General features: G+C 48.2%; 1 protein-coding gene. It reads left to right on the top strand.

Features of this window, described 5'->3' with window-relative positions:
• Positions 1-134 precede the first annotated feature (134 nt).
• Complete coding sequence (gene rtxA, locus FE392_RS10595) at positions 135-13,610, top strand: MARTX multifunctional-autoprocessing repeats-in-toxin holotoxin RtxA (protein WP_319930189.1); 13,476 nt, start codon at positions 135-137, stop codon at positions 13,608-13,610.
• Positions 13,611-14,299 lie beyond the last annotated feature (689 nt).

The following is a 14,299-nucleotide window of genomic DNA, read 5'->3' as shown; positions in this document are numbered from 1 at the left end:
TTTCTATGCTGTGATCATTAAATCCTTTTTAATAGGATCTGATTTTTATTTTTTTAGAAATTAACATCAACGCCCAATTGCTTTTGTAATTGGGCGTTTTTGTCTGATTATTTTTATTTTTTAGAGATATATTTATGGGAAAACCGTTTTGGAGAAGCGTCGAATATTTCTTTACAGGGAATTATTCAGCGGATGATGATGACAATAACATCGTGGCTATCGGCTTTGGTGGACAAATCCACGCTTATGGCGGCAATGATCACATCACATTAGGTTCAATCGGCGCATCGGTTTATACCGGAACAGGTAATGATACAGTCGTGGGTGGAGCGGCTTACCTGAAAGTCAATGATAGCAGTGGCGATCTCACCGTAAAAGGTGCGGCGGGTTATGCCGAAATCTATAAAGAGGGAGATGGTGATATTGCTTTTGCTGGCGCCGCGGGTGGTGCGGTTATTCAGCATGATGGCAACACCGGCAATTTAAGTTATTCAGGTGCTGCGGCATATAACAATCTGAGTCGCCGTGGAAATCTTGGTGATATGACTTTCACGGGCGCGGGTGGATATAACAATCTCTATTCCGATGTTGCCCATGGAAATATCAATTTCACCGGGGCAGGCGGTTATAACCAAATAACCCGTAAAGGGGGCAACGATGATTTTTCCGGCGAAGGCATCGCTTATGCGAACGCGGAAGAAATTGTACTGACTAAGGCCACAATGGGCGGAAGTTGGATTCAGAATTCTCAAAAAGTGGTTGGTGTTAAATCTACGCGGGAAGCAAACACCTATTTATTTGCTTTTGCGGATGAAAAATACACGAAGGTCAACAAAGTCCTCCTCCATAATGATCCAGAGACAGGCAAGCTGAAATATTACACAACATCTTGGTATAAATCGGGAAATCTGCTTGATAAATTGGCGGCACTGGATGTTTCCGATTACGGTGGTTTTCAGGTTGTTGATGTTGATGGCGCATATACCTTGTCAGATTTGACTGTTGAACAGCATCAGGTCGTCACAATCCACGCAATAGAAAAAGAACTGCCGGAAGATCAGTGGGTCACTTATGCTGGCGGGGTGCAAATTGCGGCGGACAGCATCATTTTATCAAACGCCAAAATGGGCGGATATGCCGTCGCACGGGATGGTTCAACGGTTGATGTTAAGCCTGTGAAATCCCTGCGCATGAAGAATACTTACCTGTACGCCAAGGTATTGGACGGTTATACCAAGGTCGTGATGGTACAACTGAAAAATGATTCTGAAACGGGGGCGCTGAAATATATTGCCCAGCCTTGGTACAAAGAGGGGGATCATACCGCAGAAGTGGCAAATCAATTCGTCGGCCCTAATTACGGTTATAAGGCGCTGGGGAAAGGCAGTTACACATTGAGTGATGTGAACTACAGCGTCAAAACGGTACGTGTTTCTACCGGACATGTTACCGAAATGCACGGATTTACTGAGCAGGAATTATTTAAGTCCGCCATTGACAGCAATAACCATAGCTCAGGAGATGTGCACTATGAAGGCGCAGGTGGCGGCAATGTCATCAAATCCAATGTTCATCACGGCAATGTTATTTTTAAAGGCGCTGGCATTGCCAACGTCATTTTGCATAACTCCGAGACAGGCAATACGGAATTTGACGGGGCGGGAGCCGCCAATGTCATTTTCAAAAAAGGTAAAAAAGGCAACCTGACTTTCAATGGCGCGGGGATTGCCAACGTCATCACTCATATCAGCAGTGTTCCGCAGAAAACACCGGCATCCCAATTTTCCCAAATTGCCCAGAGTACCAATGATGGCATGACCAACGTTATGGCGTTGGGAGGTGCGAATATTCTGACCAGAAAAGGAGCGGGGAAAGTTTCCGCCGTGATGGGAGGGGGAAGCAATGTCCTGACCCATATCGGTGACGGTTACAGCACAGGCATGATGCTGGGCGGTGCAAACGTGATAACCAAAATCGGTCATGGCAGTACAACTGGCATCATGTTTGGTATCGGCAACATTCTGAGCCATATCGGCAATGGTCAGACGTTGGGCATCATGGGCGCTGCCGGTAATGTTTTCACCAAAGTGGGTGATGGTGAAGCCATTGCGGCTATGTTGGGATTGGGCAATCTCTTTACCCATGTGGGACAGGGGGATGATTACACAATCATGGCCGGAGGCGCTAACGTCTTTACCAAAGTGGGGGATGGCAAGGCGCTGGCATTGATGGTGGCGCTGGGGAACGTGTTCACCCATATTGGGGAAGGCATGGCGGTTGCCCTGATGCTTGCCAAAGGCAATATCGCCACCAAAGTGGGTAATGGTGAAATGCTGGCAGCTATGGTTGGTGAAGCCAATGTGATGACCCATATCGGTAATGGCTCGTCATTTGCGGCCATGCTGGGGGGCGCAAATGTCATGACCAAAGTGGGGGATGGGCTGACAATCGGCCTGATGATTGGCAAAGCCAACATTTACACTCAGGTCGGAAATAGCACCACTATCGGCTTACTGGCCGGCAATGCCAATATCATGACCAAAGTCGGTGATGAAACTACCCTTGCTGCCATGTTTGGGCAGGCCAATATCATGACTCATGTGGGAGACGGATTAACCGGCACCTTGGCGTTGGGCAAAGCCAACATCGTGACCAAAGTGGGTCAGGGCTTTATGGGGGTTGTTACCTCGGCTGAAGCCAACGTGGTGACTCATGTCGGGAACGGAACGACAGCCGGTTTATTGCATGGCAAAGGCAATATTCTGACCAAAGTGGGGGATGGCACAACAGTCGGATTACTGGTATCCCAAATCGGCAATATCATGACCCACGTGGGCAATGGTAATACGGTGGGATTTGCCAAAGGAAAGGCCAACATCGTGACCAAAGTGGGTGATGAAGTGGCAACTCATGTGGCGTGGGGCGATGCAAACGTCATGACCCATGTGGGGAAAGGCAGCCATTATAGTTTTGCCCAAGGAAAAGCGAATATTGTCACCAAAGTCGGGGATGGGCAAACGGCAACCGTGCTTAACGGGCAGGCCAATATGGTCACCCGCGTGGGCGATGGGGATGATTACACCGGGGCATGGGGCAAAGCCAACGTTATCACCAAAGTGGGCAATGGCCGCAATGTGGCTTTGGCGAAAGGCGATGCCAATATCGTCACCCAAATCGGGACTGGGGACAGCTTCAACGCCTTGTGGAGCCAAGGCAATGCCGTGACTAAAGTGGGGAACGGCACTCAGATCACCACCGCCAAAGGGAAAGGCAATATCACGACCACGGTGGGTGATGGTCTGAATGTCACGGTGGCACACGGTGATTTGAACGTGAACACCAAATGGGGTGATGGTATTTCTGTCAACGCTGTTTGGGGCAAATTCAATATTAATACCAAAGTGGGTGATGGGCTGAATATCTCAGCCATGAAAGGTTCCGCCAATGCCAATGTTCATGTTGGGGATGGTATTAACATTCATGCTTCTTACGCCCGCAATAATTTATCCCTTCAAGTGGGGAATGGTGATTTCTACAGCTTTGCGGTTGCATCAAGCAATACCCAGAGCAACAAGCTGGAAGCCCTGTTCGGTCATGTGAAACAGACATTGCTGGGGGTTGCAGGCAGCCAGGGAATTAACTATCTGATCAATGGTGATGAAGCCAATACTTCCGGCAGCTACCGGGGGCGTGGGGCGATTAACCTGCCAGAAGTGTCTTCCCTGAATGGCTTTAAAATGACAGAAGTTGATGAAATCACGTCAGAATTACAAGCAGATTTAAAAGGCACTGTCACACACATTGACAGCCCGGATATCGGCAAAATCCAACAAATGGCGAACGATGAAGGCTCATCTTCAGCGTCGCAACCGAACCTTATCACCAATGGTGATTTTGAACAGGGAAGTACGGGATGGCTCTCGACACAGGGTACAGAGACACAGCATCCGGCAGCGTCTTATGGCCTTGACAATGACGGGCATGGTTCTCATGTCAGCGAACTCGACGCCAATGCCAATACAACGATTTATCAGGATATTCAGAATCTGGCCGACGGTGAGACGATCACCCTTGATTTTGATTTTGCAAGACGTGCCGGAAGCAATGACGATAACGGCATGGATGTTTTGTGGAATGGCAAAATTGTTTTCTCTTCTCAGGCAGATCCCATTAAGTGGCAGCACAAACAATTGACGTTAATTGCGCAGGCGGGCAGCAATCGTCTGGAATTCAAGGGAACCGGCATCAGTGATGGCAGGGGATATCTGCTGGATAACGTTGTTGCCCATTCAGAGCACACAGAGCCTGCCAATGCAGACTATGCGGGGAAAGATCCCCTTTCTGCGGGTGTCATGAAAGACAAGGCAAGTGCAGAAGCCGATCAGCAACGCTTGATAAAAGAACGAGAAAAACAACTGGCAGCCATTTCTGCTACGCAACGTCAGTTAGAAGAGACAGACATTCGGGCCTTGGACAGCAATGGGTTATCGCAGCGTGATGCCATCAAGGCTGAAGAACAGGCTGTCACGGCTGATTTTGTCGCAAAAGCGGATTTGCTGGCAAATCTGGATAATGTGGCGCTGGATAATGTAAAAAATACCATTAACCAGAAGGGTTCTGGCGACCCATGGCGTCATGCGTTTGCCGGTGGATTGCTGGATGGACTGCAAACGCAGTTGGAGCGCACAAAATCAGTTGCCGGGCAGCAATTGGATGATGCGCTATCCACTTTGCAGCAACAGCAAAAACAGCTAAAAACTGCCGTTAAAAAATCCGAGGCAGGGGTTGCCAACGGTGAGCAACATCGCCTGAATGCACAACAGGATATTGAGGATGCCCGCGCTAAAGCAGAATTTCGCGAGCAGGAAGCACGTTCGCAGCAAAAACGTGCACAGCAGGCTGAGCATGACGGATATGCTGCGCTTAAACAAGCTGAAATGGATGCAGGGAGAATGGCCCGGGACAGCAGCCATGAATCAAACCACAATAACCGTGCAGGCAGCGGATTGTCCGGCAAGGCATATGAATCAACGGGTGCCGGCAAGACGGAAAGCCACCTTCATGCCGGGAATCCGGTACAGGGTGACGGTCGTTTCAGTCAGGAGATTCAGGGGCTGGATGAAGATTTCTCTGAACTCCTTGATGCGAAACAAGCCATTCAGCGCTTGCAGATTAATGCAGGGATACGTGCCAAGCATGCAGCTCCGCCATTAACTCAGGACAAATCTTCCCAACCACGGATATCTTCCCGCGAAATCACTGCCCCCGTTCAGCCTGTACAACCACAGCATGAATCAACCCCGATGGTGTCGGGACTGGATCTGAGCGGGCTGGAAGCATTGGGGCCAAACAACCGGGGATCACAGCGGAGTAACGGCAGTGCCGGCTCATTGACGTATTCATTCATCAATGAAAGAGTCCAAAAAGTTGCCAATGTTTATCGCTGGCTGAACAGTGAAAACTATCGGCTGACGGATTTATCTCCTGACATTGACACACCAATACCGGGCATAAAGCGCACTGATGTTGAAATCCATGACAATGTCAGGCAACAGATGGTGGATTTCATTGAAAACTACCTCAACAATACCGAGAACCAAATTCCCCCAAATCGGGTTGCAGCGCTGGCTAAATTATTTGTTGATTCCACGCTCGACTACGATTGGGATAAACGCGCCCGGTTTCTCTTCAGGCTGGAGCAATATGGTTACAGCTTTGAGCCTGTTCACGGAGATCAAAGCATTGTTTCATTCTGGTCTGGCAGCAACTTCAAGCAGTACCGCGACATCCTTGACGCAGCCCAGCCTGATGGCAAAAAAGTGGTTTACGATATCGACATCAAGGGAAATAGGTTTGCCCTCGAACTGAACAAGCAATTAATGCGCTGGGGGAGTCTCTCACTGGACCCTGACGATGTGCAGCAAAAAACCTTGCAGTCTGCGATTAAAACCTCGGCGCTGAGCAATATTGGTTTTTGGAGCTCGGTATATGCGACCGGCTCGCGCGGCGATGTTTACGTCATTGCAGAAGGTGGCCTGCGTCTGGGGAACTTCTTCTGGAACGTCGAATTGCCGGTATTGCGCCAATTGCAGCGCGAAGGGTTAATCAACGAAATTCGTCTGCTGGATAAACCGGCCCATGAATATCGGAATGTTCCGTTGGAATCCATCGGCAAAAGGCTGGCCGATGCAGGTGTCAAAGCCAAAATCCGGTTTGATGCCATGAGTGAGGCTGAACAGAAAAAATACCTTGAAATGGACCCTCATGGATATCAGCCAACCACTTTGGTTGATCTGAATATTAAACTGAGCGCCATTGACGGCATGCTGAATAAAGCCATTCCGTTCTATCGCCTGCGCTCGGAACGCAATATTTTGGTACAGGAAGGTATTGGTGGGTTGGAAGTGCATCAGTGGTCGGAAAACCGCAACTATAACTTCAAAACCATCAAAATGGAGAACACCAAAGATCCGGCACAGATAAAAACCATCGAGCATTTTATCTTTGCCAATTACAGCCATTACGACCAACTCCCCAAAGAATTGCATTTGATCGAAAACCGCATCGTTTCCCATGATAAAGGCCGCACCCGTATTTTGGCTGAAAAAATCGATGGCGGCTGGCGCTACCGACCAAACGCTGAACTTATGTCACTCAGTGAGTTGCAACGCCATGCCTATGTCCGGGGCAAACCCTTGGGTGAAAGCTATCAGAATATTCTTCGGGGAATGCGTGCCTATGAACAATCTTTGCTGGAAGACCGGGATTATTCACTGGACGCGATTGAAAAACTCACTGTCTTGCATCAACAGGTAGAAGGCTATTTATTGGGGCACCCTGAATCAGGGCGCTCGTCGGCATTGAAATTGCTGCTGTCCCAAATTAACACACGCCTTGAAGAATCACTGATCCTTGCTGAACCGACCTTGAGAAGTTCAGGCAAGGGAAGTTTCAGCGAGCTTTACAGCAAACTGGACAACGCCAACCTGAAAGACTCCAAGCACCTGTATATTGATGCCGACGGGGATTTTGTCACTCGGGGCAAATTCAGTGTGCAAATCGGCAAAGATACTGCTGGCGTCGGGCTTGAGCAGGTCATGGCCGCTATCCGAAGGGAATATGGTCAGGAAGTCACCAATGCCGTATTTTCACAATTGACGCCTTATGATCTGGCAAAAGATGGCAAGGGCATTGATGTTGCCGGCCTGAAAAAAGTCCACCGGGCCATTGAACAGCACCTCTCTCCCGTCAGCGCCACGCTTTATATCTGGAAGCCCAGTGAAACCAGCACAATTGGGCATTCAGCATTGCAAATCGGGCAGGGGCGTGTCCTGCTTGGCGCAGCTGATGTTGCCGATTTCAATGACATGAACTATGTAAGCTGGTGGCCGGCGGGAGGTAAGTCCATTGAAATGCGTGAAATTTTCAACATCTCAACCGAAGAGTTCCCTGATCTGCGGTTACGCTGGCGTGATTTCAGTCAGCCTGCCCACCAAAATCCGGCACTGCGATTCGATGTGGCGGCGGAAGAGGATGATGATTTCGGCTTGTCTGATGGTTCCTATAAGTTAAAAGAATTCCTCGAAAAACTGAAAATGGCAAAAGGGGTGAGCGCAACTTTCAAGGATGTCAGCGAAGGTTTTGCCATCGCAGCGCTTGCCAACCCAATATTGTTGGAAACTACGGGAATACCTGAATATATCTATCGCCCTTTCTTGGCTCAATGGGCTGATCCCGGCATGGATATGAATGAAGTCGGGCAGCGTTTTGCCGAAGTTTTACGCATGGCCGCCCAGATGCAATCGCCTAAGCGAGTTGAAAAGCTGATTGAAAATGTCACAAGGCAATTTGCTGAGCGTGAATTGTCAGATATCAACGACTTTAAAAACAGTAAAATCGTGCCCGGTCGCGTATATCGCATTAATCTGGAAGGTCTGGATGTCGGAGCGATGCAGGCGGAATGGCATAAAATCAGCAGCGATCCGGATGCCCGCTATCAACTTTTAACCAAAAACTGTTCCAGTGTCGTTGCCCGTATCCTGCAGGCCGGTGGGGCCGATAAAGTGCTTGGCAACAAATGGCGGCCTTTCTTCGGTGTCTGGACGCCGAATGAACTCTTTCAGTTTGGTGAGGCGCTCCAGAAAGCGACACAGCTCAATAAAATCAAGGAAAAGTGGCAGCGCCTCAATGGGGAAGAATCCGACGCTATTTTAGAACATGCATTTGAAAGGCATGAAGAAATGTTGGAAAAAGTCGCCATTCCCAATGACGATGCACCACCGCGTGAATCCGCGCCCCTTGAACCTCTGACCCGCTTTATGAATAACCAGCTTTACGGCGTTAAAGAAGATCGCCGCAGGATCAGCAAATTTATTCAGATACAACTGGGTCGGGACATGGATCGACAAATAACAGAAAAAGTCACGTTACAGGGCGAGATCGGGCGTTTGGATGGGTATTACCACCTTGGCAGCAGCAGGTTACGCAATCATTCTGCAAACGAATCGGCAAACAGAAAAGTTGTACTGTTTATTCATGGCTCGGGTTCTTCCGCTGAAGAACAAGCCTTTAAAATCAAAGATCACTACCAATCCCAAGGCATTGATGTGCTGGCGGTAAATATGCGTGGTTACGGCAACAGTGATGGACGCCCAAGCGAGCTTGGTCTGTATCAGGATGCGCGTACCATGTTCCGTTATCTGGTCAATGACCGGGGCATCAGCCCTGATAATATCGTGATCCACGGTTATTCAATGGGTGCGCCGATTGCCGCGGATCTGGCCCGTTATGCTGAACGCAGGGGGCAGGCAGTCGCGGGTTTGCTGCTCGACCGGCCAATGCCAAGTATGGCAAAAGCGATCGCCGCCCACGGTATTCCCAACCCAACCGGCCTTACCGGGGCGTTGGCAAAAACCGTGAATGGTCAATTCTCCGTCGAGAAAAACTTGCAGGGGCTTTCGATACAAACTTCCATCATGTTACTGACAGACAACGAAGGCTTGGGTGAGGAAGGTGAAAAGTTACGCACCAAGCTGATTGAAGCGGGTTATGACATTTCAGGTGAACATACTTACCACAGTCATGATGCCAGCAATCCGTTGATGGAACAGTACGCCAAAAAAATAGTGTCCAATTTGTTTGAAGGCAATTTCCGGACGCGGCACAGTGTTGTACTTAAAGGCATTAAGAACGATCTGAGACGTTATGCCGTCGCCTTGCAGCCAACGGTGGATGACTTGGGCAGGCAGCAGGATATCCGTGCAACGAAAGCGTTTTTGTCGGGCTATAAATACGGTCACGCCGAGCGCATTATTGACGGCTTCCACCCAGACATGAACATCAAGCAATTGGTGGACATGTTGGTGAAGAAGGGTTGGACTGCCGAGCAAAAAGGCGCATTGGCATGGGAAATTGAAAACCGGGCATTAAAAATTACCCTTCAACCGAAGACTGAAAAATACAATCGCCTTTTCCGGGATGTCACCTCAGCGGGAATGGCTGATCCTAAAGCCAGTGAGCATCTTGCGCCACAATTGCTGTTGCTGAATCTCTCCAATGACGGTTTTGGCGGGCGTTGTGTTCCATTATCAAAATTCGTTTTGGTGGCAAAACAGTTGGAAAATGAAGGGCGTGAGGGCGTTGCCAACGCGCTGCTAAGTAAGCTGTATTCTGCGGCTTCGGTATTGAGTCACCCTGAACTGTATTCTGAAAATGAACAGACGAATGCCAGCAAGTTACTGGGAACGCTATCCGCACTCTATGCAAGAAACCCGATGTTCGACAGTAGCATCAAAGTATGGAAGGAAAAACTGGCGGGAGAGCAAGCCCTGACTGTGAAAGGGGTGATTGAAAAAATCACGGCTACCAACGTGGAGGGGGCATCAATTCTATTGGAGCTGAACACCTTGGGGCATGCGATGGCGGCTTGGTCAAAAGGCAGCGGGGAAAACCGCATGTATGGTTTCTACGATCCCAACGTGGGTATCGTCGAGTTTTCTTCTGCGGAGAAATTCGGCAATTACATGACCCGCTTCTTCGGCCGTTCAGATTTGAATATGGCAACCAACTACAAAATGGCCAAAAATGGTGATCGGGAAAGAATTTTCGATCGGGTCATAGTGTTGGATGGCTCGGCAATGGCATCTTATCGCCCTGTCTTGGGTGACAGAACAACCATGAAAGATATCCTTGATATGGATATTTTTGATGGCACGCCAATGAAAAATGCATTGGGCGCTGAACGTCCGCTGGATAACCTAAATGTCAGCGAATGGGAACGCGTTGCCGTAACGGAGCTCTCTGCCCGAGAGGAATCAACCTCAGAAGCATCTGCCGGAGGGAAATCTTCCGAAAGGGATAGCCGCTTTGATGGTCAGGTTATTATCCAGACGGAAAATGACTTGGTCGCTGCCCGTGCCGCAGCAAACCTAGCGGGCAAGCATCCGGATTCCAGTGTCATTGTCCAGCTTGATGCCAATGGCCAGTATCAGGTGGTGTACGGGGAACCGACCAAATTGGCAGGCAAGATACGCTGGCAGGTTGTGGGTCATGGTCGTGACGCGGCTGAACATAGCGACATTCAGGGTCATACACGCATGAGTGGTTACAGCGCAGCCGAACTTGCCATGAGATTAAAACAGTTCAGCAATAGCTTCCCGTCTTCCGGTCAACTTCAGCATATCAGTCTGGTGGGTTGCTCCCTGATAAGTAACGATAAACGTGATGGCTTTGCCCGCCATTTGATTTCCGCACTTGATGGATATGGCATACGTGCCTCAGTTTCCGCACGCAGCAGTGATGTTGCGGTAGACAATCGTGGCCGGAAATATACGCGGGGAGCACAGGAACAGTGGGTGCACAAGTTGCATGACAATAAAACAGTATTGCACTGGAATCAGCAAGGTGAACTGGAAAGCCGTTCAGAACGTATGCGGCATGGTATTTCGGAGCATGATATTGTCCTGTCCCGTGTGGGAAATCATGGAATAAGCAACATTGAAAAAAATACGTTTGCGAAAGGGGCAATTGCAAATAACACCGAAACATTCCACGTACCGAAATCACGTCATTATCAAAAGAGTGATGCAGATAAGAACGCGACCAACAATCGATTAAGCTATTCCGGCAATGTCCAGATACAGATCGGTGATGGTGAATTTACGGCAATTAACTGGGGAACCACTAACGCTGGCATTAAAGTGGGAAGCGGAGGCTTCAAGTCACTGGCTTTTGGTGACAATAATGTCATGGTGCACTTGGGAGAGGGTGACAGCAAGTACAGTATCAACATTGCGGGTTATCAGGCATTGGAAGGGGCACAGTTATTTATCGGCAACCGGAATGTCAGCTTCAACCAAGGGCGCAGCAATGATCTGATTGTGATGATGGATAAATCGATTCCGACTCCACCGCTGCTCAATCCATTTGATGGCGTATCGCGTGTGTCTGGCGTATTGCAGCAGATTGCCGGAGAATTCTCGGCACCAAATTGGCTTTCCTCACAGGAAACGCAATGGACAATCGGCAGTGTGAGAAAATACCTCAGCGATATGTCAGGGTTGGATCAAACCAGCAGCGTGGATTATCACTCACTGACGAACCTGGATTCACAATCTGCCCGCAGTGGCCGTGGTTTGAAGAGTGATTTGGAAAGCACGCTGAATAAGCAATATAACCAGTGGCTGAGCAGCAATTCGTCAGGTTTGGGGCGTCTCAGCCGGGCAGACAAATTCCGTCAGGCAAATGAAAAACTGGCCTTTAACGTTGCCGTTGGCGGGCAGGGAGCCGATATTCAGGCTACAACCGGCAACTGGAACTTTATGTTCGGTGACAATATCCAATCAATTCTGGATATCAACCTTGGTTCGTTGTTTGGCTTAATGACCCAGCAATACACATCCAGCGGATTGGCGAAAACCACGTTTACGTTCAGTCCGGCAGACTTGCCGCGCCAGATTAAAAACAAATTGTTGGGCCGACTTGCAACGGTGAATGCGGACACAACACTTGCTGATATCTTTGGTGTGGATTACACCCCGCAGGGGCAAATTATTTCGCGCTCCAACCAACCCGTGGATGGTGTTGCCATCGTGAAAGAGATGCTTGAGGTCATTGGCGAATTCAGCGGCAAACAGTTGCAGTCATTGGTTGATCCACAGGTGCTTTACGATGGCATTAAAGCCAATATAGCCGCCGGCTCTGATGGTCTGAAGTCTTTCCTTGAAAGTCACGGATTGCAAGAAAAAGCCCCAGCGGAAGATAGCCTCGCGGAGGAAAACAACGAATTGCCATTAGCCCCAGAACAAGCGCAGTCAGGGCGTACATTCGGGTTTAACTCTCTGAATCTGCCAAATCTGTTTGCAACCTTGTTCAGCCAGAATAAACAGGAAGAAATGCAGCAACTGGCCTCTAATCTGAAACAGAACCTGACAGACGATTTACTGCACATGCAGGATAAAACGTTTGATTTCCTGCGCAATAGCGGGCATCTGCAAGGCGATGGCGATATTCATGTTTCCCTCGGTAACTACAACTTCAATTGGGGCGGTGACGGGAAAGATTTGGGCGCTTATCTGGGAGATAACAACAACTTCTGGGGTGGGCGCGGTGATGACGTCTTTTATTCGATGGGCGTTTCAAACATTTTCACCGGCGGTGAAGGCAATGACATGGGAGTCATGCTGGGGCGTGAGAACATGATGTTCGGCGGAAAGGGCAATGATGTTGCCGTGCTCGCCGGACGCATTAACTATGCCTACATGGGAGACGGCGATGATCAGGTTTTTGCTTTTGGTGAAGGCGGTGTGATTGAAGGAGGGCGTGGGCGTGACTATATCGTGGCTGCCGGTAACTTCAACCGCATTGATGCCGGGCATGATCAGGATTATGTTGTCGCTATCGGCAATAACAATCAGGTTGATTTGGGAGCAGGCAACGATTTTGCCAATGTATTCGGCAACGATAACCGGGTAGATGGCAATAGGGGCAATAATGCCATCAAACTGATGGGTTACCACGCACTCATTAATGGGGGGACGGGAAATGACCATCTGATTGCCGATGTGGTTTCCAAATTCAGCCAATTGAACGGTGGTGACGGTGACGACCTGCTGGTGTTGGGAGGCTATCAAAACCGCTTTAGCGGTGGTGCTGGCGTCAATAGCTATGTAGTCAGTGGTGATGTTATTGATAATGTGGTGGAAGACATCAAACAAGGCGACAAGATTATTTTCAATAATCTTAACTGGAAAGAATTGTGGTTCCAGCGCAGTGGCTACGATCTGGTATTATTGACAGCCCGCAATGTGTATACAGATTCCGAACAAGGGCAGTTTGAAGCAATAGGGTCTGTGACTTTCAATGACTACTTCAATGGCAACCGTGCGGATATTGTGACTCAAATGGCAGACAAGAATGCACAGGGAGAGCGTGAAGTTACCGTGTTGTCAGCTAATGCGGTGGACTCTCTGGTACAGGCCATGAGTGGTTTTGCACCCGCCATGAGTGGCAATGGTTTTATTGATTCGCTGGATAGCAAAACGCAATCATCTGTCATGATGGCTTGGTCGGATACAACAATGATCCGAACTGAGAAATCCAGACTGATTTAATCAACCCATTTTATTGGCGAAATTGAATGATTAAAAATGGCTCGCATAAGTGAGCCATTTTTTTAGAGGCTTACTTTATTATCACCGTATTATTAACGATAAAGAACCCACAAAACTTGGTGTAAATACCATTATCTGACTTTCTGACATCATAGATAATTTTTCCTTTTTTATCTCTTTTTCGCACTTTATAAGGGCCGGGTTTATGTGCCCAACAAGGAGGATGTACAGGATTCTTTTCCGATACAAATCTATAGAGGTGGTAATCCCACATTGCTGCTTCGTTGGGAGGGGCAATTAATTAACTATATTGTTTTTTATTAATTTTGGTTCATTAATTATTGGCATGTTAATAATGTTTTTAACCCAATAAAAGGCGTGTTGAGTTATTTAAATAAACTATGGTTAAAAACCAATATATTTTATATTGAAGGATGAATGCTCTTTTCTTTATTTATTCAAGATTGATTGACAATGGAATGTGGTTAAAAACTCTATATATTAAAATTTAGTACACAAATTTATAATTCCAATGAGAAACTAAAAAATAAAAAATCATTTTTAATTCAATGAATTATTGACTTGCTCGGCTATTTGGCCTGATAAGAAGAATGACTGAACGGTACGAAGTCGACCAGCGATTTAAGAAAGCGCAGAGCTAAAAGGTGACATAAAGGATTTTGGCTTGA

The sequence above is a fragment of the Xenorhabdus santafensis genome (assembly GCF_033949405.1).
Lineage (GTDB): Bacteria > Pseudomonadota > Gammaproteobacteria > Enterobacterales > Enterobacteriaceae > Xenorhabdus > Xenorhabdus santafensis.
The sequence above is the reverse complement of the archived record's forward strand: the minus strand, read 5'-3'. Positions and strand labels throughout refer to the sequence as shown.

Coding starts and splice junctions, on each gene's coding strand:
- rtxA (WP_319930189.1), top strand. CDS start 135: ATGGGAAAACCGTTTTGGAGAAGCGTCGAATATTTCTTTACAGGGAAT.